The 19141-nt window shown below is 65.1% G+C and carries 18 protein-coding genes; 15 read left to right on the top strand and 3 right to left on the bottom strand.

From position 1 onward, the window contains the following. The first annotated feature begins 159 nt into the window (after positions 1-159). The 10 genes from VSR82_RS33360 (at position 160) to VSR82_RS33315 (ending at position 9486) form a co-directional block, all read left to right on the top strand. On the top strand, positions 160-1653 hold the full coding sequence (locus VSR82_RS33360; RefSeq protein ID WP_429455894.1) for an aldehyde dehydrogenase family protein: 1494 nt from the start codon (positions 160-162) through the stop codon (positions 1651-1653). A 105-nt stretch (positions 1654-1758) separates the two neighbouring features. Continuing rightward, positions 1759-2427, top strand: coding sequence for a haloacid dehalogenase type II (locus VSR82_RS33355; protein ID WP_368585183.1), 669 nt, complete (start codon positions 1759-1761; stop codon positions 2425-2427). Positions 2428-2506: 79 nt separating this feature from the next. Next, positions 2507-3784 carry an NAD(P)/FAD-dependent oxidoreductase gene (locus VSR82_RS33350; protein ID WP_368585184.1) on the top strand — a complete coding sequence of 426 codons (1278 nt, stop codon included), beginning with the start codon at positions 2507-2509 and terminating at the stop codon, positions 3782-3784. Positions 3785-3859: 75 nt separating this feature from the next. Next, positions 3860-4672, top strand: a complete 813-nt coding sequence (locus tag VSR82_RS33345; RefSeq protein WP_368585185.1) for a substrate-binding periplasmic protein — start codon at positions 3860-3862, stop codon at positions 4670-4672. 114 nt (positions 4673-4786) lie between these two features. Further along, positions 4787-5443: an amino acid ABC transporter permease gene (locus VSR82_RS33340; RefSeq protein WP_368585186.1), complete on the top strand. Its 657-nt coding sequence runs from the start codon at positions 4787-4789 to the stop codon at positions 5441-5443. 18 nt (positions 5444-5461) lie between these two features. Next, positions 5462-6238 (top strand): amino acid ABC transporter ATP-binding protein, encoded by a 777-nt coding sequence (locus tag VSR82_RS33335; RefSeq protein ID WP_018435684.1) that lies wholly within the window; start codon positions 5462-5464, stop codon positions 6236-6238. Beyond that, positions 6235-6546 carry a (2Fe-2S)-binding protein gene (locus tag VSR82_RS33330; RefSeq protein ID WP_368585188.1) on the top strand — a complete coding sequence of 104 codons (312 nt, stop codon included), beginning with the start codon at positions 6235-6237 and terminating at the stop codon, positions 6544-6546. Before VSR82_RS33335 ends, VSR82_RS33330 begins: the two co-directional genes overlap by 4 nt. Then, positions 6525-7901, top strand: a complete 1377-nt coding sequence (locus VSR82_RS33325) for an FAD/NAD(P)-dependent oxidoreductase (RefSeq protein WP_498858444.1) — start codon at positions 6525-6527, stop codon at positions 7899-7901. Before VSR82_RS33330 ends, VSR82_RS33325 begins: the two co-directional genes overlap by 22 nt. Beyond that, complete coding sequence (locus VSR82_RS33320) at positions 7898-9070, top strand: NAD(P)/FAD-dependent oxidoreductase (RefSeq protein WP_498858443.1); 1173 nt, start codon at positions 7898-7900, stop codon at positions 9068-9070. The genes VSR82_RS33325 and VSR82_RS33320 overlap by 4 nt, the downstream gene beginning before the upstream one ends. Before the next feature lie 11 nt (positions 9071-9081). After that, positions 9082-9486, top strand: a complete 405-nt coding sequence (locus tag VSR82_RS33315; RefSeq protein ID WP_429455890.1) for a helix-turn-helix domain-containing protein — start codon at positions 9082-9084, stop codon at positions 9484-9486. A 35-nt stretch (positions 9487-9521) separates the two neighbouring features. On the opposite strand, the gene VSR82_RS33310 is transcribed toward VSR82_RS33315, so the two are convergent. The 3 genes from VSR82_RS33310 to VSR82_RS33300 all read right to left on the bottom strand — a co-directional run bounded on the left by VSR82_RS33310 (position 9522) and on the right by VSR82_RS33300 (position 12600). Further along, entirely contained in the window at positions 9522-10025 is a 504-nt protein-coding gene (locus VSR82_RS33310) for an Lrp/AsnC family transcriptional regulator (RefSeq protein WP_176110758.1), read from the bottom strand. A gap of 88 nt (positions 10026-10113) precedes the next feature. After that, positions 10114-11514: an aspartate aminotransferase family protein gene (locus VSR82_RS33305; RefSeq protein ID WP_429455889.1), complete on the bottom strand. Its 1401-nt coding sequence runs from the start codon at positions 11512-11514 to the stop codon at positions 10114-10116. Between the two features lie 195 nt (positions 11515-11709). Beyond that, positions 11710-12600, bottom strand: coding sequence for a GNAT family N-acetyltransferase (locus VSR82_RS33300; protein WP_429455888.1), 891 nt, complete (start codon positions 12598-12600; stop codon positions 11710-11712). A gap of 495 nt (positions 12601-13095) precedes the next feature. Between VSR82_RS33300 and VSR82_RS33295 the strand changes: the two genes are divergently transcribed. From VSR82_RS33295 to VSR82_RS33275, 5 genes are all read left to right on the top strand, one after another. Continuing rightward, complete coding sequence (locus VSR82_RS33295; RefSeq protein WP_429455887.1) at positions 13096-14676, top strand: ABC transporter substrate-binding protein; 1581 nt, start codon at positions 13096-13098, stop codon at positions 14674-14676. Between the two features lie 74 nt (positions 14677-14750). Next, positions 14751-15704: an ABC transporter permease gene (locus VSR82_RS33290; protein WP_176110762.1), complete on the top strand. Its 954-nt coding sequence runs from the start codon at positions 14751-14753 to the stop codon at positions 15702-15704. Continuing rightward, positions 15701-16693, top strand: a complete 993-nt coding sequence (locus tag VSR82_RS33285; RefSeq protein ID WP_429455886.1) for an ABC transporter permease — start codon at positions 15701-15703, stop codon at positions 16691-16693. Before VSR82_RS33290 ends, VSR82_RS33285 begins: the two co-directional genes overlap by 4 nt. Beyond that, positions 16693-18651: an ABC transporter ATP-binding protein gene (locus VSR82_RS33280; protein ID WP_429455885.1), complete on the top strand. Its 1959-nt coding sequence runs from the start codon at positions 16693-16695 to the stop codon at positions 18649-18651. Before VSR82_RS33285 ends, VSR82_RS33280 begins: the two co-directional genes overlap by 1 nt. 94 nt (positions 18652-18745) lie before the next feature. Then, positions 18746-19126, top strand: coding sequence for a helix-turn-helix domain-containing protein (locus VSR82_RS33275; RefSeq protein WP_368624218.1), 381 nt, complete (start codon positions 18746-18748; stop codon positions 19124-19126). The last annotated feature ends 15 nt before the right edge of the window (positions 19127-19141 follow it).

Raw genomic sequence — 19141 nt, 5'->3', positions numbered from 1 at the left:
GACCACTAGTATTTCATTTGATGTTCATTAAAATGAACTTCGTCCGATGTTCGTTCATTCGGTGGTCGCGAGGGCGAACAGCAGTGCCGGGTGTGCCGGAATCATCAGTGCGTTGACGCACGCGGTCCCACAAACTTGAACCTACAGATCAGGCCAGGCATGTCCATTCCGTCACTCGATTTCGATCCTTCAACCGTTCAGTTGCCGCAGGGGCATTTCATTGGCGGTGCGTACTATTCGGCGGGCGAGGCGCAGATCGCCGTTCAACGGCCCTCGGATGGCGCTCTGCTCGGCCATGTGCCGGATGCGTCGGACGCGACCGTCGATTACGCAGTGAGCAATGCGCTTGCTGCATGGAAGACGAGCGGCTGGGGCACGCGTTCTCCGCGTGAACGCGCGAAGGCGCTGAGCCGCTGGGCCGAACTGATCGATCGGGATGCGGTGAGCCTCGCCCAACTCGAGACGGTCAGCTCGACGCGCCCGGTGGCGGAAAGCTACGCGTCCGACGTGCCGTTCACCGCCGAAGCGATCCGCTTTTTCGCGGAGCTGGCCGACAAGCTCGGTGGCGATATCGCGGCCACGCGTCGCGACAGTCTCGGCTTTATCGCATCGGAGCCGTACGGCGTGATCGGTGCGATCACGCCATGGAATTTCCCGCTGTCGATGTGTTCATGGAAGTGCGGCCCCGCGCTCGCGGCGGGCAACGCGGTCGTGATGAAACCGTCGGAAATGACGCCTTATTCGACCCTGCGAATTGCGGAACTCGCGATCGAAGCCGGCGTGCCGCCCGGCATCTTCAACGTGGTGAACGGCCGTGGCGCGACGGCGGGCGCGGCGCTGACGCGTCACCCGGGCATCTCGAAGATGAGCTTCACGGGTTCGACCCGCACGGGCGCCGCGATCATGAGCGACGCCGCGATGCACGGCACCAAGCCCGTCACGCTGGAACTCGGCGGCAAGAGCCCGCAACTGGTGTTCGAGCATGTGCGGGACCTCGAACATACGGCGCGCTGCGTCGCCCGCGGCTTTACCGCCAACGGCGGGCAGGCCTGCGTGGCCGGTACGCGGCTGATCGTGCACGAGCGCATCGCCGAGCCGCTGATCGCCGCGATTGAACGGCAACTGCGGCCGATCAAGCCAGGTCCGCTGTGGGACAGCCGCACTGCTTATTCGCCGATCATCAGTGCGCCCCAGGCGCGGCGCATCGAAGCGCTGGTCGAGCAGAGCCGCGAGGGCGGCGCTGAAGTGATCTTCGGCGGCGGCTTTTACGAAGGCACCGCAGAAGGCTATTTCCACCGCCCCACACTGATCGCCAATGTGACTGCGGAGACACCCGCCGTGCGCGAGGAGCTGTTCGGCCCGGTGTTGACGGTACAGACATTCAAAGACGAGGAAGAGGGCATCGCGCTCGCCGCACATCCGATCTACGGTCTCGCGGCGGGTGTCCATAGCAGCGACATCGGCCAGGCGCTGCGGGCGATGCGCCGCATCGCGGCGGGCACGATCTGGATCAACCGCTACGGCCGCAGCGGCGACATGATCATTCCGACGGGCGGCTTCGGCCAATCCGGTATCGGCAAGGATCTCGGCCGCGAGGCAATGGTGGCCTGCATGCGGCACAAGAGTGTGCTGATCGATTTCGAAACGTTGTGAACAATCGCGTTACACCGGCTTCACGCAAGCAGCAACCGCATCGATTCAACCGAAACTGAACCCCGAGCCTGCGAACAGGTTCGCCACGACGACAGGATGTTGACCATGATCGATTTCGAACCGAAGTACATCACTTTCGACTGCTATGGCACGCTGACCAACTTCCAGATGGGCCAGACCGCGCGGCAGCTTTACGGCGACAAGCTGGACAAGGCGAAGATGGACGAGTTCGTCGAATTCTTCCGTGGCTACCGCCTCGACGAAGTATTGGGCGCATGGAAACCCTACCGCGACGTGGTCGTGAACTCGGTGCGCCGCACCTGCGAACGCACCGGCGTGCCGTTCGACGAAGCGACCGCGCAGAAAATCTACGAAGCCGTGCCGACCTGGGGCCCGCACGCGGACGTGCCCGAAGGGCTGTCGCGACTGGCCAAGAAGTACAAGCTGGTGATCCTTTCGAACGCGTCGAACGACCAGATCCACAGCAACGTCGACAAGCTCGGTGCGCCGTTCCACAAGGTCTACACCGCGCAGCAGGCGCAGGCGTACAAGCCGCTGCAGAAAGCCTTCGAGTACATGTTCTCGCAACTGGACTGCAATCCCGAAGACGTGCTGCACGTGTCGTCGAGCTTCCGCTATGACCTGATGACCGCGTACGACATGGGCATCAAGCACAAGGCGTTCGTCAACCGTAGCCACGAGCCGCTGAACCCGTACTACGGCGTCAACGAAGTGTCGGGCATTCCGCAACTGGCGTCGCTGCTCGGTCTCTGATCGATAGCTTCGGCCCTATGGCGACATCGCTTCCCGTGCGCAAGTGAGCGGCGCACCCAACCGACAGGAATGCATCACGATGAAGCTCGACTCCTACTGGCTCGACACCGCGCCACGGTTTACCGGAGGCACCCAGAGTCCACTGCCGCAGCGGGTGGACGTGGCCGTGGTCGGCGGCGGCTTCACCGGACTGTCGGCGGCGTTGGAACTCGCCAAACGCGGCAAGTCGGTGATCGTGTTCGAGGCGGGCAGGCTCGCGGCGCAGGCATCGGGCCGTAACGGCGGCCATTGCAATACGGGCGTCGCGCAGGACTACGCCGCGTTGTCCGCGCGCATCGGCAGCGAGCGCGCGGCGGAGTTCTATCGCGCGTATGCGGGCGCCGTCGAGACGGTGAAATCGATCATCGCGGAAGAGCGGATCGACTGCGATTTGCGCCACTCCGGGAAGATCAAGCTCGCGGCGAAGCCACAGCATTTCGCGTCGCTTGCGAAGTCGTACGAGGTGTTGCGGCGCGAGGTCGATCCTGATGTCGAACTGGTGCCGCCCGAGCAGATCCGCAAGGAGATCGCGTCTGACAGCTTTTTCGGCGGTCTCGTGCAGCGCAACGGCATGCAGATGCACATGGGCAAATTCGGCGTGGGTCTCGGCGCGGCGGCGGCACGCCGCGGCGCGCAGATCTACGAGAACGCGCCGGTGACGAACCTGGAACCACTCGGCGGCAGCGCGTTCGACGTGCAGTGTCCGCTCGGCACGGTCCGCGCCGAACGCGTGCTGATCGCCACGGGCGCGTCGCAGGTCGGTCCGCTGCAATGGTTCCGGCGCCGCATCGCACCGGTCGGCAGCTTCATCGTCGCGACCGAGCCGCTCGGCAAGGACCGCCTCGATGCGTTGTTGCCGACGCGTCGCTCGTATGTGACGACGCTGAACATCGGCAACTATTTTCGGGCCACGCCTGACGAGCGTTTGCTGTTCGGCGGCCGCGCGCGCTTTGCGATGTCGAACCCGCGTTCGGACGAAAAGAGCGGGCGGATTCTGCGTGACGGGCTCGCCCGATATTTCCCGCAACTGGCCGATGTGCGCATCGATTACTGCTGGGGCGGCCTCGTCGACATGACGGCCGACCGCCTGCCGCGCGCGGGACAGCATGAAGGACTGTTTTATTCAATGGGCTACAGCGGTCACGGTGTGCAGATGTCCGTGCACATGGGTCGACTGATGGCCGACGTGATGTTCGGCGCCGCCGCGCGCAATCCGTGGCGAACGCTCGAATGGCCCGCGATTCCAGGACACTTCGGACGCGCGTGGTTTCTGCCGCTGGTCGGCGCGTATTACAGGTTGCAGGATGTACTGCATTGAACGGATCGACTGATCGCGACTGTCAGATGGCAGGGCAGCGCAGATTGAAAAACACTATTCCCAAAGGAAATCCCCATGTTGCGTTTCATGTTCCAGCCTGCTTCCGCCGTCCGTTTCAACACCGTGCAGCGCTTTGCCGCGGGCGCGGGCCTCGCGATGACGATGATGTTCGGCGCCGCCCACGCCGCCCACGCGGCCGAAGGGGCGACGCTGACTGCAGGCTCGCCGCCGTCGAGCGCACCGACCACGTTCATGAACGTGAAGACCCAGAAGATCGAAGGTCTGATGCCGGACGTCGTGAAGGAGATCGGCAAGCGCGAGGGCTTCAATGTGTCGTACGACGCGGTGCCGTTCTCGGCGCTGATCCAGTCGGTGGTATCGGGCAAGATCGACATCATCGTGGCCGGCATGACGCCGACGCCGAAGCGCGCCGAAGTGGTCGATTTCTCGCAGCCGGTTACGGCGTTCGGCGAAGGCATCATCGTGAAGGAGAGCAACAAGGCCGTCTATCACTCGGTGCAGGACATGAAGGGCATGACGGTCGGTGCGCCGACCGGCACCGACTATGGCGATCAGTTGAAGAAGCTCGGGATCTTCACCGAAGTGAAGATGTACGACAGCCCGGCCGACATGACGCGTGACGTCGCGCTTGGCCGCATCGTCGCAGGCTTCAACGACTATCCGATCCTGAAGGCCCAGGAGGCGGCGGGCGCGATGGCGGGAACGCGGGTCGAAGATGCCTATGTGCCGATGGAAAAGTTCGACATCGCGATAGCGGTGAAGAAGGGCAACAGTGCGCTGATGGCGAAGATCAACGACGCACTGACGAAGATGAAGGCCGACGGCACGCTCGACACGATCCTGAAGAAGTGGCACCTCACGAGCTGATTCGCTTCTCGTGACAGGAGGCGGGCCCGCCACGACACGGGACCCGCCCCGCGATGTTCGCCGCCCAGCGGCGCGGCGGACTGAACGAATGCAAACAGCAAGGGAAGGCACGACATGCGCTGGCAAGATATAGCCGACTTTGTACCGATTCTGCTGCAAGGCGCGATGATGAGCATCATCATCACGCTGGGTTGTCTGCTGTTGAGCACCGTGCTCGGCCTGGCCTGGGCGCTGTTGAAGATGTCGCGCTATCCGCACGTGGTACGCGGTGTGAGCGCGATGATCAACGTCGTGCGCGGTCTGCCGATGATCGTGCTGCTGTTTTACATCTACTTCGTGCTGCCGGATATCCACATCCAGGTATCGGCGTTGCAGGCAAGCATCATCGGGCTGGGTTTCGGTTACTCGACCTACGTCGCGGAAATCTTCCGCGCGGGTATCGAGGCGGTCGATCCGGGCCAGTACGAAGCCGCGCAGTCGATCGGCATGGGTCGCGTGAAGACGATGGTACGGGTGATCCTGCCGCAGGCGATCAAGGTGGCTCTGCCACCGTACAGCAACACGCTCGTGATGATGCTGAAGGACTCGTCGCTTGCATCGACGATCACGGTCGCCGAAATGACTCGCGAAGGCCAACTGATCGCGTCGTCGACGTTTCAGAATCTGACGGTGTACACACTCGTCGCGCTCGGCTACCTGGCGATGAGCCTGCCGCTGATGAGCATGACCCGCAATCTGGAACGACGATTCGGTCGGCACAGGGCCAGGTAAGTGCGAAGCGAGGATGCGATGATCGAAATCACGAATGTGCACAAGAGTTTTGGCTCCGTACCTGTTCTCAAGGGCATTTCGCTCAACGTGAACCAGGGCGAAGTGGTCTGCCTGATCGGTGCGTCGGGCTCGGGAAAATCAACCCTGCTGCGATGCATTAACGCGCTGGAGTCCTACGACGAAGGCGAGATACGCCTGCTCGGCGAGCGCGTCGAGCAGCGCGCGCGCAACATCAACCAGTTGCGCACCCAGGTCGGCATGGTGTTTCAGCGCTTCAATCTGTTTCCGCACCGCACCGCGCTCGAGAACGTGATGGAAGGGCCCGTGCACGTCAAACGCCTTGCGCGTGCGCAAGCGCAACGCGAAGCGTCCGAACTGCTCGACAAAGTCGGGCTCGGCCACAAGCTGCACGCCTATCCTCATCAGCTTTCGGGAGGGCAGCAGCAACGGGTGGCGATTGCCCGCTCGCTCGCGATGAAGCCCAAGGCGATCCTGTTCGACGAGCCGACCTCGGCGCTCGATCCGGAACTGGTCGGCGAAGTGCTCGGCGTGATGCGCACCCTTGCGCGCGAAGGCATGACGATGCTGGTCGTCACGCATGAAATGGGCTTTGCGCGTGAAGTGGCAGACCGCGTGTGCTTTCTGCACGCGGGACTCATCATCGAGGAGGGCACCGCGCAGCAGGTGCTGGGTTCGCCGCGCGAGGCGCGTACCCGCGAATTCCTGCGCCACGTGCTGAGCAATCGCAGCGACGCTCACGTGTCACCGGACGGCATGGCGGGAGCCGCGGCATGAACGGCAGATTCGTACGCTTGGGCGAGACGGCTCGCGCCAAAGTCGAGCTGACGATCGACGGTGAGACCGTCGAAGCGCTGGCCGGCGACACGTTGCTCACCGCGATGCTGTGCTCGGTGCGGCATGTGCGGCGGTCCGAATTCGGTGCTGAAAAGCGCGCCGGCTTTTGCCTGATGGGCGCGTGCCAGGATTGCTGGGTATGGACCGCGGACGGCGAGCGGCTGCGCGCCTGCACCACCGTGGTCGAAGCAGGCATGCGCGTCGTCACGACGCAACCGGAGGGCCCATGGGCGAACCTCGCATCGTAATCGTCGGCGCAGGACCCGCAGGGGTGCGCTGCGCGGAGACATTGCTGGCGGCCGGCATCCGCCCGATCGTCGTCGATGAAGGTCGGCGCGATGGCGGGCAGATCTACCGGCGCCAGCCCGACGGCTTCAGGCGGCCGTACGCGAAGCTGTACGGCACTGAAGCCGCGCGCGCGGAGGACCTGCATCGCAGCTTCGAGCGACTGCGCGCGCAGATCGATTACCGTCCTCAGACGCTCGCGTGGAACGTTGCGCAAGGCAAGCTGCATATCGTGCACGAAGGACACGCGAGTTCGTTGGGCTACGACGCGCTGATCCTGTGCCCCGGCGCGACGGACCGGCTCATGCCGGTCAAAGGCTGGCAGTTCGCCGGGACCTACAGCCTCGGTGCCGCCCAGATCGCACTGAAGTCGCAGGCCTGCGCGATTGGCCGCCAGGTCGTATTCATCGGGACCGGCCCACTGCTGTATCTGGTTGCGAACCAGTATGTGCAGGCGGGCGCCAAGGTAGCAGCGGTACTCGACACGTCGACGACCGGTGCGCGGCTGCGTGCGCTGCCCAAATTGCTGGCGCGCGTCGACGTGTTGCGCAAGGGCCGCGCGCTCGTGGCGGCGTTGAAGCGCTCGGGCGTGCGGGTCGAAAACGGCATCGAGCCGCTCGAAATTGTCGGCACGCCGGACGACGGCGTGCTTGGCGTACGCTTTCGCGATGCGCGCGGCAACGTCGCGCAGATCGATTGCGACGCGGTGGGGCTCGGCTATCACCTGCGTCCGGAAACCCAGTTGGCCGACCTTGCGCGCTGCGCGTTCCGTTTCGATGCGCCGACGCGGCAATGGGTGCCGCAAATCGATGAACTCGGACGTGCTACCGAAAAGGGCGTCTACATCGCCGGTGATGGTGCGCGCGTGCTCGGCGCGGATGGCGCGGAGATCGCCGGACGGCTCGCAGCCTACGCTGCACTGAGCGATCTCGGGCGTGCGGTGCCGGCCGCGACGCTCGCCACGTTGACGCGCGAACAGCGCAAAATGGAGCGCTTCCGGCGCGGTCTCGCTGAAGCGTTTGCGTGGCCTGGCGGGCAGGCGGCCCGTCTGTCCGACGATACGATCGTTTGCCGGTGCGAAGGCATCACCGCCGGCGAACTGCGCCGCGTGGTGCGCGACGAAGGCGCGCAGGAAGCGAACCGCGCCAAAGCGTTCAGCCGCGTCGGCATGGGACGCTGCCAGGGACGTTACTGCGGCCATGCGGGCGCCGAGGTGATCGCGGCGGCCGCGCACGTGCCGCTCGAGCAGGTTGGCAGGCTTCGCGGGCAGGCACCCGTGAAGCCGCTGGCCATCGCAACCGTGGAGGATACCGAATGAACCGCGCACAAGCCGATGTGCTGATCGTGGGCGGCGGGTTCATGGGTGCCTCCGCCGCATTTTTTCTGAGGCAACGGGGCCGCTCGGTGATCCTGCTCGAGCGCCAGCTCGTTGGTCAGCAGGCGAGCGGTACCAACTTCGGCAACGTGCGCCGGCAAGGGCGCTTTCTGCCGCAACTGCCGCTTGCGAACCGTTCGCGCGAAATCTGGGGGCGTCTGCCCGAACTGATCCAGCACGACGCCGAGTTTCTGATGTCCGGCCATGTGCGCGTCTGTTATCGCGAAGAGCAGGCCGATCAGTTCGAAACGTATGCGAAGGAGGCCGCGCACTACGGTCTCAAGCTCGATCTGCTGCGCGGCGACGCGCTGCGCGCACGGTTTCCGTTTCTCGGTGCCGAGGTGCTGGCGGGCTCGTACTCGCAAATGGACGGGCACGCGAATCCGCGGCTCGCGGCGCCCGCGTTTGCTCGCGCGGCGGCGCGGCTCGGCGCGCAGATCGTCGAAAACTGCGATGTCGTGACCGTCGAAAAAGAGGGCGCCGAGTTTCGCGCGACGAGCGCAGAGGGCCGTACCTTCCATGCCCCGGTGCTGCTGATCACAGCGGGCGCGTGGGGCAATCTGCTCTCGGAGCAGTTTGGCGAAGCGGTGCCGATCGCCGTCAACGGCCCGCAAATGGCTGTGACCGAACCTGTGCCGTATGCGATCCAGCCGGTGGTCAGCGTGTCGTCGCCGCAAATCGAGGAGGTCGTGTACTTCCGCCAGGTCGCGCGCGGCAATATCGTGATCGGCGGCTGCGCGCGTGCGCCGGCGTATCTCGACGAACGCCGCGCGAAAGTCCTGCCGCAAAGCACGTTGCTGCAGTTCAGGCAGTTGCAGCGCGTCGCGCCGATGCTGCGCAGGCTGAACATCATCCGGGTATGGAGCGGCGTCGAAGGCTATATGCCCGACGACCTGCCGATCATGGGCGCGAGCGGTACGACGAGCGGCCTGTTCTATGCGTTCGGTTTTTGCGGCGCGGGGTTCCAGCTCGGGCCGGGCGTCGGCGACACGATGGCTGAACTGATCGACACGGGCGCGACCAGCACGCCGCTCGAGCCGTTCGACATCCGCCGCTTCGCGGCCGGCCGGGGCGCTTCGCCGGCGGCTCCTGCCGCGTCGCGCGTTGCGTGAGCGGAGCGTCGATGCTGAGCCCGAGCCGAACCTCGTCGTCATCATCGGCGCCCGATCTCGCGGGCGCGAACCGCCATGCGCGACGTGTGCCGGATCGAGTGAGCGGCGCCGTCGAACGCGCGGTCAACTTCATCGATGCATGTTTCGCCGAGCCGATCAGCCTGGCCGAAATGGCCGCCGTCGCGGAGCTGAGCATTTCGAGGTTTGCGGTGCGCTTCAGCGCGGAGATTGGCGTGTCGCCGCAGCAATACGTGAGGCTGGTGCGGGTACGGCATGCGCAACGCCTGCTGCGGCGAGGCATGCCGCCGTCGATCGTCGCGGCCGAGGTGGGCTTCTTCGATCAAAGCCATCTATGCCGGCATTTCAAGCGCGTGCTGGGCAGAACGCCGGGTGAGTGGCTGAGCACCAACGGCTGATTGCAAGCTGAAAGCTCACCGGGCCCGCGACCGCTTCATTGATGCCGTTGCGAGAACAGTGTTTCCAGCGGGTATTCGGATTTCACGAACGGCGTCTTGATGATCACGTAGCTGAAATACTTCTCGATGCCAATGTCGCGCTCCAACAGTCCTTCGATCACACTCTGATAGTGGTTGACGCTGCGCGTGACGAACTTCAGCAAATAATCGTATCCGCCGCTCGCCAGATGGCATTCGATGATCTCCTCCACGGGACGGATCGCCGCCTCGAACTTGGCGAAGTCTTCGCGGCGATGGTCGGCAAGTGTGACCTCGGTGAACACGATCTGCACGTCGCCGAGTTTCTGCAGCTGGATGTGTGCGCCGTAGCCGACGATATAGCCGGCCTTTTCAAGCCTTTTCACGCGAATCAGACAGGGGCTCGGCGAGAGCCCCACGGCGTCAGCAAGCTCGACGTTCGTGATGCGGCCTTTTTTCTGCAGTTGCGAAAGAATACGCAGGTCGATCCGGTCCAGCTTCGTGTCGCCGCTTGTCGTCATGTATCGGTCTGCCCGTCGAAGGTTCTGCTTTTCGCTGCATCGCGCTTCGCGTGAGTCAAGCGACGCGCAGGCCGATGTTATCACGCGCTCAGGCGGCTGCGCGGCTCGCGCCGCGCAACGCGGCACGCACCTCCGCATGGTCGAGCACTTCGTCGAGCGTGCGCCGCAAACGGCCGAACAGCTGGTCGAATTCCGCCTCGCCGAAGCAAAGCGCGGGCGCGAAACCGAGGATGCTGTCGCCGAACGCGCGGAACACGAGCCGGTTGCGGTAGGCCGCTTCGGCGATCCGGTCCGGCAGCTTCAGCGACGCATCGAAGCGTGCGCGCGAACCCTTGTCGGCGACGAGTTCGAGCGCGCCGAGCAGGCCCCGATGACGCGAGTCGCCGACCAACGGATGATCGAGCAGCGCGTCGAGTCCGGCGGCAAAACGCGGCGCCTGCGCAATACCGTTAGCGAGCAGACCACCCTCCTGATAGAGACGCAGCACTTCGAGGCCGATCGCGGCGCTGACCGGATGCGCGGAGTAGGTCTGGCCGTGACCGACCACTGCGGTATCGCGCGCATCGCCCGCGATGCCCTGGTAGATTTCGTCGGACATCAGCACCGCGCCCATCGGCGCATAGCCCGAGGTCAGCCCCTTCGCCACCGTCATCAGATCCGGCTCGACCTGTTCCGCCTCGCATGCGAACAATGGGCCGGTACGACCGAAGCCCGTGATGACTTCGTCGGCGACGAACAGAATGTCGAGACGGCGGCACGCGTCGCGCATCGCCTTAAGCCAGCCGACCGGCGGCACGATCACGCCGCCCGACCCCTGGATCGGCTCGCAGAAGAACGCGGCGACGTTCTCCGCGCCGAGTGAGGCCACCTTCGCTTCGAGCGCGGCGACCGACGCGGCGATCAGTGCCTGCGCGTTGTCGCCTTGCGGCTGACGGTATGCATAGGGCGACGGCAGGTGGTGCTGGTGCGGCAGCGGCAGATCGAAGTTGCGGTGAAACGCGGGCAGCGCGGTGAGCCCCGCGCCGACGCTCGACGATCCGTGATAACCGCGCTCGAGCGCGATCATCTGCTTTTTCGCCGGACGCCCCGTCGCGTTGAAGTAATGCGTGATGAAGCGGACAGCCGAGTCGATCGCATCGGAGCCGCCGAGCGTGAAGTAGACGTGGTGCAGCGAAGCGGGGGAGAGCGCAACCAGCTTTTCGGCCAGTTCGATGGCGGGTTCCGACGAGAAGTGGAAGTAGGTGGTCGCGTAGGGCAGCTTCGTCATCTGCCGCGTCGCCGCCTCGACGATGCTCTGCTGGCCGTAACCCACGTTCACGCACCACAGGCCCGCAAACGCGTCGAGCAGTTCGTTGCCGTCGATGTCGCGCAGATAAGCGCCGTGTCCGGATTCGAGTACGGTGGTGCCCCGCGCTTCGTGCGCGCGGTAGTTGATGACCGGGTGAATCAGATGCTTGCGGTCGGCGTCGATGAGCGATGTTCTTGACATGGTGGTATTTCCCCGCAGGTTGCGATCAGGTGAGCGTCACCCCTTGATAGTAGCGAGAGCCGCATGCGAGCCGTTCCGCCAAAAAAATGCGCAAAGAGCGCAAGCGCAGCGTTTTCTACCCCACAGACGGCATTTTCTGCCGCGCGTGCTTAATAGCGACGCAAACGCGAGTTCAGCCGAGCGTTCGTGGCCGCGTCAGGTCAGCGACTGCGTGATCACCGCATACTGACGTAGCGGGCCGTCGCCGCGGCTGGGCTCGGAACGGGGTTGCGCGGATGCGATCCGCCGCATCCTGACGACCGTCTCCGTGGGTGCGAGGCCGAGGCCGGTTAGCCACGTTCGCAGGCCTTGCCCGTGCGGCACGTCGATGCGGACCAGCGCGCCTTCGTTCAGCGCGAGCCAATGACGGATCAGCGCTTTGGCGTGCACGGCGCCCGGGCTCGCGCCGGCGACCACGGGGCCGATCAGGAAACCGCGCCCGAAGCGACGGAACATCGAGAAGCCGAGTAGTTCGCCGTCCCGATCAAGCGCGATACCGTCGGCGAGGTCGAGCAGTGGCGGCAGCACGTGGCTGCGGTCGAGACCGCTCGCGCGCGATGCCAGCTCGACGAGTTGCACGGCGTCGCTCGCGCCGAGCGGGCGCAGCCGCTCGTTGGCGGCCAGCGCGACGAGCGGCGGACGGAACGCCGCGCCCTGCATCTGGTCGAGTGCGCCGCAGGCCTCGAAGCCGAGCGCGTCGCACATCGGCCGGGCAGCGTCGGTCGCATAGAGCGTGATGTCGCGCTTGCCGATCTCGTCGAGTGCGTAAGCGAGCAGCGTGCGGCCGATACCCAGGCCGCGGTGCTCCGGCGCGACGATCAGCATCCCGAGCGTCGCCTGATCCGCGCCGAACTTCCAGCACACGACGGTGCCGACCAATGCGCCTGCCGTCTCGGCGACGAAACCGATTCCCGTGTGCGCGGAGAATCCCCAGTCTTCACGGCGATGCGGCCAGCCGATCGCGGCGGACAGGCGTTGTGCGGCGGGCAGGTCGTTGGCGGTCAGGCGTCGGTAGGTGACAAGTGCGTGCGTGGTTGAATCGGGCACGGGGTGCTCCGTGATTTGTCGGCCGTGCCGCGACTGTTGCACGTTGCTCGCGCGTTGACTAGTACGAACTTCTCATCGTCGTGCGTGCCGCGCCCGGCGAGGCGCCGCTGCGCCCGTGCCGGGCATGCCACGCGAAATGTGTGGTTCGGTCGTGCAGATTGCGTGCGGCGTGCTGAAACGGCCAATTTTGTCGGTGCAATCCGCGGTGCGCTCGCCGCTACGATGATGTGCATGCACCGACGCCTCGCTTCGAAGATCGCACACGGCGCCGGGCTCGCGCGTCAGGGTCAATGCCAGGGGCGGCAAATCATGCTGTTTGGACCACGCAAAACCATGTTTTCGAATGGTCGAATCCAGCGATACGCGATCAACGCCATTTTTTGCAGTGCTTAAATCGATTCATGCAGTGCCGCCGCGCCGCGACCAGCACGCGGAGCGCCGTCGAACACCAATGCTGGATATCCCGCGTTCAATCACCAGTGAGGAGCAGTTCGCATGTACGACGACGAAATCAAAACGGGCGGTTTCAGCCGCCGCGACATGATGCGTTTGCTGGCTGCCGGCGGCTTGCTCGCCACCGGCGCGGGAGGCTTGCTGGCGGGCGCTCGCCCGGCGCTTGCGGCAGCCGCGCCGAAGAAAGGCGGCAAGATCCGGGTCGCCTACGACTCATCGTCGACCGCGGATACGCTCGACCCGGCCAAGGGATCGGCAGGTGCTGACTACATCCGCTTCTTCATGTTTTACAGCGGCCTGACGCAACTCGACAGTTCGCTGACGCCGCGGATGAATCTCGCCGAAGCGGTGGACACGAGCGATGCGAAGGTGTGGGTGATCAAGCTGCGCAAGAGCGCGACCTTCCACGATGGCAAGCCGCTTGCGCCCGCCGATGTCGTCTACTCGCTGATGCGTCATAAGAATCCGGCGACTGCTTCGAAGGTGAAGACGCTGGCCGATCAGTTCGTGGAAGCGAAGCAGACCGGCCCCAACGAAGTCACACTCACGCTCGCGTCGCCCAACGCGGACTTGCCGGTGATTCTCGCCACGCCGCAATTCGTGATCATCAAGGACGGCACGACGGAGTTCACGACGGCCGTCGGTACCGGCCCGTACAAGGTGAAGACGTTCAAGCCCGGCGTCTCGACAGTCGGCGTGCGCAATGACAACTTCTGGAAGACGGGCGGCGGCCCCTACCTCGACCAGATCGAGCTGATCGGTATCGGCGACGACGCGGCGCGCATCAATGCGCTGCTGTCCGGCGATGTCCACCTGATCAACGCGGTCGATCCGCGCTCGACGCAGCGCATTGCCGCGACGCCGGGCTATGAGGTGCGCGAGACCAAGTCGGGTCTCTATACCGATCTGATCATGCGACGCGACAATCCGCTGACCGGCAACCCCGATTTCGTGCAGGGCATGAAGTATCTGTTCGATCGTGACCAGGTCCGCACGGCGGTGTTCCGCGGCTATGCGGTGGTCGGCAACGATCAGCCGATTCCACCCAGCCACCGTTACTTCAATGCGTCGCTGCCGCAGCGGCCGCACGATCCGGACAAGGCGAAGTTCTACTTCCAGAAAGCCGGAGCGATCGGGACGGCGTTGCCGCCGATCTATGCGACGACCGACGCGAACGGCTCGATCGAAATGGGCGTGCTGCTGCAGCAGTCCGCCGCGAAGATCGGCGTGAACCTGAACATCAACCGCGTGCCGGCCGACGGTTACTGGTCGAACCACTGGATGAAGCATCCGCTCGGGTTCGGCAGCGTCAATCCCCGCTCGAGCGCCGACGTGCTGTTCACGCAGTTCTTCAAGTCGGACGCGCCGTGGAACGAGTCGGGCTGGAACAACCCGAAGTTCGACCAGCTGCTGGTCGCCGCGCGCTCGGAAACCGACGATGCGAAGCGCAAGCAGATGTACGGCGACATGCAGGTGCTGGTAGCGGAGCAGGGCGGCATCGGCATTCCGACCTTCCTGAGCCTGCTCGATGCGAACGACAAGCGCCTGGAAGGGCTTCAACCCATACCTACCGGCGCGATGATGGGCTTCAACTTCGCCGAGTACGTATGGTGGAACGCGTAACACGTTGAAGCGCGCGCACGCGCCGGGCGACGCACGGCGCGTGCCCCAAAGCCTCAACCGAGGAGCTCATGCCTATGAACGGGAATATCGCCCAGTTGATCGGCCGGCGCATTGCGGTCACTGCGCTGACGCTGGTGATCGTCTCCATCATCATCTTCGTGATCACCAATCTGTTGCCCGGCGATGCCGCGCAGGCCGCACTCGGCCAGTCGGCAACGGCCGAAACGGTCGCGGCACTGCGCCAGCAGTTCGGTCTCGACCAGCCGGCTTACCTGCGGTACTTCCATTGGCTCGTCGGTCTGCTGCACGCGAACTTCGGCGTGTCGCTATCGAATAATCTGCCGGTCTCCGAGCTGATCGAAGGGCGCTTGCCGAAGTCGCTGACCCTCGCGGCGATCACCACCGCGGTGTCGGTGCCGATCGCGGTGTCGGCGGGCATCCTGGCGGCGGTCAAGCGCGACTCGCTGATCGACCGCATCGTGAGCCTTGGTACGCTGTCGCTGGTCGCCACGCCCGAGTTCCTGATCGCGACGCTCGCGGTGCTGGTGCTGGCCGTCAAGCTGCACTGGCTGTCCGCGCTGTCGTACAGCGGCGACATCGAGAGCCTGCACGACTTTCTGCGCGCGTATGCAATGCCGGTCGTAACCCTCTGCGCAGTCGTGATTGCGCAGATGGCCCGCATGACCCGCGCCGCGGTGATCGAGCAGCTCAGTTCGTCGTATGTGGAAATGGCGATGCTGAAGGGCGCGAGCCCCGCGCGCGTGGTACTGCGCCACGCACTGCCGAATGCGATCGGCCCGATTGCCAACGCGATCGCGCTGAGCCTGTCTTATCTGCTGGGCGGAGTGATCGTCGTCGAGACCATCTTCAACTATCCGGGCCTCGCGAGCCTGATGGTCGACGCGGTGAGCAACCGCGACTTCCCGCTCGTGCAGGCCTGCACGCTGCTGTTCTGCCTCGGCTATCTGATGCTCGTGCTGCTAGCCGACCTGTGCGCCATCATCTCGAACCCGAGGCTGCGGACATGACGACTCTTCGACCTTCTTCCGATTCGTCTCACCCACTCGGCGCGCTCGAGCCGGTGCAGCGCAGCAGCATGCTGCCGCAGGGCGCGGAGCCACCACGGTCATGGCGTGGCGGCGGCGCTCCGGCGCCGCGGCCGGTGCGCCGTCGCAGCGTCGCTCAGCGCATGAATCTGTCGACCGGCGGCTGGATCGGTCTCGCGATGGTGAGTTGCGCGCTGTTCGTCGCGGCGTTCGCGCCGTGGATCGCGCCGCACGCGGTGGGCGCGATCGTCACGCCCGACGTCTTCGCTGGCTTCAGCGCGAAGCTGCCGCTCGGCTCCGACTACCTGGGCCGCGACATGCTGACCCGCATCATCTACGGCATGCGGCTGACGGTCGTGCTGGCGCTCGCCGCGGCGCTGCTCGCGGCGCTCACCGGGACGATGCTGGGCTTGCTCGCGGCCGTCGCCGGCCGCCATATCGACGAAACCATGAGCCGGCTGCTCGATGCGGTCACCTCGATTCCGTCGAAGATGTTCGCGCTGATGATCGTCGCCGCGTTCGGCTCGTCGCTGCCGTTGCTGATCGCGACAGCGGCCATCAGCTACATGCCGGGCTCGTACCGGATCGCCCGCTCGCTCGCGGTCAATATCGGCACGCTCGAATATGTGCAGGTCGCCCGGGCGCGCGGAGAAAGCGCGCTTTACATCGCGTGCTTCGAGATGCTGCCGAACATGATCCACCCGATGCTCGCCGACACCGGGCTGCGTTTCACGTTCGTCGTGCTGCTGCTGAGCAGCCTGAGCTTTCTCGGCCTGGGCGTGCAGCCGCCGTATGCCGATCTCGGTTCGCTGGTGCGCGAGAACATCGCCGGTCTCGGTGAAGGCGTGCCCGTGGTGATCCTGCCCGCGATCGCAATCGCGGTGCTGACGGTCGGCGTGAACCTGCTGATCGACGGACTGCCGCATCGTGGGCGCCGCAAGAACATGCCCGATGCCGATGGAGGCCATTGATGAAGGGACACCTGTTCAGACGTGCTCACGCGGACTTTACGGCCGCCTCGCAGACCGCGTCGTTACCTTCGTCCAATCTGGTCGAAGTGCGGGGCCTGCGCGTGGTGGGAAGCCGCCCCGGCGAGCCTGATACCACGATCGTGCACGACATCGACTTCGAGATTGCGCGCGGCGAGGTGCTCGCCTTGATCGGCGAATCGGGTTCGGGCAAGACCACGATCGCGCTGTCGCTGATGGGCCATGCTCGCAGCGGCTGCCGCATCGCGGGCGGGTCGATCCGGGTCGACGACACTGACGTGCTCGGACTGTCGCCGAAACAGCTCGAGGGATTGCGTGGCCGCAAGGTTGCCTATATCGCGCAAAGCGCGGCGGCCGCGTTCAACCCGGCGCGCTCGATCATGGACCAGGTGATCGAAAGCGCGCTGATTCACGGCACGCTCAGCAAGCGCGCCGCGCAGGCAAAAGCGGTCGAACTGTTCCGCGCGCTCGCGCTGCCGGACCCGCAGAAGATCGGCCAGCGTTACCCGCACCAGGTGTCGGGCGGCCAGTTGCAGCGGCTGATGGCGGCGATGGCGCTGATCACCGACCCCGCCCTCGTGATCCTCGACGAGCCGACCACGGCGCTCGACGTCACGACGCAGATCGACGTGCTGCAAGCGTTTCGCGGCGTGATCCGGCAATGCGGAATGACCGCCGTCTATGTGTCGCACGATCTGGCGGTGGTCGCGCAGATGGCCGATCGGATCGTGGTGCTCAGTAACGGTGAGATTCGCGAAACGGGCCGCACCGAGCAGATTCTGCATGCGCCGGCCCATCCTTATACGCAGAGCCTGATAGCCGCGGTGACGCCAGTCGCTCCCGCTGCATCGACCGCGGCCGCGCTGGACGCGTCGCAACGCAACGCGGCGCCGCTGCTCGAACTGCGCGGGCTGACGGCCGGCTACGGCGGCACCGACGCGCACGGCTGGCCGCACAAGGTCATTCTGCGCGACGTCGACCTCGCAATCGGCCGTGGCCAGACGGTGGGCGTGATCGGCGAGTCGGGTTCGGGCAAGACCACGCTCGCGAAGGTGATCGCGGGGCTGGTGCCGATGGCGCGCGGCAAGCTGCTGCTCGATGGTGAGCCGCTTGCCGCCAACCTGAACCGTCGCAGCCGCGAACAGTTTCGCTGTATCCAGATCGTGTTCCAGAACGCCGACACGGCGCTCAACCCGACCCATACCGTCGAGCGCACGCTGGCGCGCCCGTTGAAGTTCTATCACGGTATGAAGGGCGAGGCCGCGCGGCGCCGCGTCGCCGAACTGCTTGGCCTGGTGCGCCTGCCAGCCGAACTGGCGCAACGTCGCACCGGGGAGTTGTCGGGCGGGCAAAAACAGCGCGTGAATCTCGCGCGGGCGCTGGCCGCCGAACCCAAGCTGATCCTTTGCGACGAAGTCACCTCCGCGCTCGATACGGTGGTCGGCGCAGCCATTCTCGAACTGCTGCGCGATCTGCAGAAAAAGCTCGGCGTGTCGTATCTGTTCATCACGCACGACATCGCCAAGGTGCGCGCGATCAGCGACGACATCGTCGTGCTGTACGCAGGGCACCGCGTCGAGGCGGGTAACCGCGACGCGTTGTCGGCGCCGCCGTACCACCCGTATTCGCATCTGCTGGTGTCGTCCGCGCCGGAACTTCGCGCCGGCTGGCTCGAAGAAGCGGGCGAGCGCTGTCATCAGACGCTGCCGCCGATCGGCGAGCCGGCCAATGAGCCGCAGCTATGCACGTTTCTCGCACGTTGTCCGATGCGCATCGATGGGGTCTGCAACCGCACGCCGCCGGCCGCGCGCACGCTCGAGAGCGGCGCGCAGGTGCTGTGCCATCGCAGCGAAGCGGAACTGCAGCAGTACCAGAACGGACCGCCGGACGGCGCTACTGCGGCTGGTGGGCTCGCGCAGTCCGTCACGCTGCGCGTCTGATGGCCAACTCGCGCTTCGCGATGACGGCATCCGCCGTGCCGAATCGGTGTCGTCGAAGCGGCGCGCATGATTTTGTGGCCCGAGGGGATACGACATGACTGGAATCTTCGACTACACCGCCAGCGGCACGACCGTGGTGATGTCGCGTGCGATCAGGCGGGCCGTGGCTTTTATCGAAAGCTCGTTCGCGCAGCCCGTCAGTCTTGCGACGCTCGCGGCGACGGCGGGCTTGAGTGTGTCGCGCTTTGCGACGCTGTTCCGCAAAGAAGTGGGAATCTCGCCGCATCGTTATGTGTGTTTGGTGCGGATCCAACACGCCAAGCGGCTATTGCGCGACGGCGTCCCGCCGTGTGAGGTCGCGACCGAGGTCGGGTTTTTCGATCAGAGTCACCTTGGCCGACATTTCCGGCGCGCGGTCGGCGTGACGCCGGGGCATTTCGTCGCTTCGCCGGAGGCGGTCAGCGCGTGCCGATAAGGTCCTGGACAGAAG

It is taken from the genome of Burkholderia sp. JPY481 (assembly GCF_038900515.1).
Taxonomy (GTDB): Bacteria; Pseudomonadota; Gammaproteobacteria; order Burkholderiales; family Burkholderiaceae; genus Paraburkholderia; species Paraburkholderia youngii.
This window is presented reverse-complemented; position numbering and strand designations above follow the sequence as displayed.

Excerpts from the sequence above, each read along its gene's own strand:
- VSR82_RS33345 (WP_368585185.1), top strand. The coding sequence starts at position 3,860 with ATGTTGCGTTTCATGTTCCAGCCTGCTTCCGCCGTCCGTTTCAACACC.
- VSR82_RS33295 (WP_429455887.1), top strand. The coding sequence starts at position 13,096 with ATGTACGACGACGAAATCAAAACGGGCGGTTTCAGCCGCCGCGACATG.
- VSR82_RS33340 (WP_368585186.1), top strand. The coding sequence starts at position 4,787 with ATGCGCTGGCAAGATATAGCCGACTTTGTACCGATTCTGCTGCAAGGC.
- VSR82_RS33285 (WP_429455886.1), top strand. The coding sequence starts at position 15,701 with ATGACGACTCTTCGACCTTCTTCCGATTCGTCTCACCCACTCGGCGCG.
- VSR82_RS33315 (WP_429455890.1), top strand. The coding sequence starts at position 9,082 with ATGCTGAGCCCGAGCCGAACCTCGTCGTCATCATCGGCGCCCGATCTC.
- VSR82_RS33330 (WP_368585188.1), top strand. The coding sequence starts at position 6,235 with ATGAACGGCAGATTCGTACGCTTGGGCGAGACGGCTCGCGCCAAAGTC.
- VSR82_RS33360 (WP_429455894.1), top strand. The coding sequence starts at position 160 with ATGTCCATTCCGTCACTCGATTTCGATCCTTCAACCGTTCAGTTGCCG.
- VSR82_RS33350 (WP_368585184.1), top strand. The coding sequence starts at position 2,507 with ATGAAGCTCGACTCCTACTGGCTCGACACCGCGCCACGGTTTACCGGA.
- VSR82_RS33275 (WP_368624218.1), top strand. The coding sequence starts at position 18,746 with ATGACTGGAATCTTCGACTACACCGCCAGCGGCACGACCGTGGTGATG.
- VSR82_RS33280 (WP_429455885.1), top strand. The coding sequence starts at position 16,693 with ATGAAGGGACACCTGTTCAGACGTGCTCACGCGGACTTTACGGCCGCC.
- VSR82_RS33325 (WP_498858444.1), top strand. The coding sequence starts at position 6,525 with ATGGGCGAACCTCGCATCGTAATCGTCGGCGCAGGACCCGCAGGGGTG.
- VSR82_RS33355 (WP_368585183.1), top strand. The coding sequence starts at position 1,759 with ATGATCGATTTCGAACCGAAGTACATCACTTTCGACTGCTATGGCACG.
- VSR82_RS33305 (WP_429455889.1), bottom strand. The coding sequence starts at position 11,514 with ATGTCAAGAACATCGCTCATCGACGCCGACCGCAAGCATCTGATTCAC.
- VSR82_RS33335 (WP_018435684.1), top strand. The coding sequence starts at position 5,462 with ATGATCGAAATCACGAATGTGCACAAGAGTTTTGGCTCCGTACCTGTT.
- VSR82_RS33310 (WP_176110758.1), bottom strand. The coding sequence starts at position 10,025 with ATGACGACAAGCGGCGACACGAAGCTGGACCGGATCGACCTGCGTATT.
- VSR82_RS33290 (WP_176110762.1), top strand. The coding sequence starts at position 14,751 with ATGAACGGGAATATCGCCCAGTTGATCGGCCGGCGCATTGCGGTCACT.
- VSR82_RS33320 (WP_498858443.1), top strand. The coding sequence starts at position 7,898 with ATGAACCGCGCACAAGCCGATGTGCTGATCGTGGGCGGCGGGTTCATG.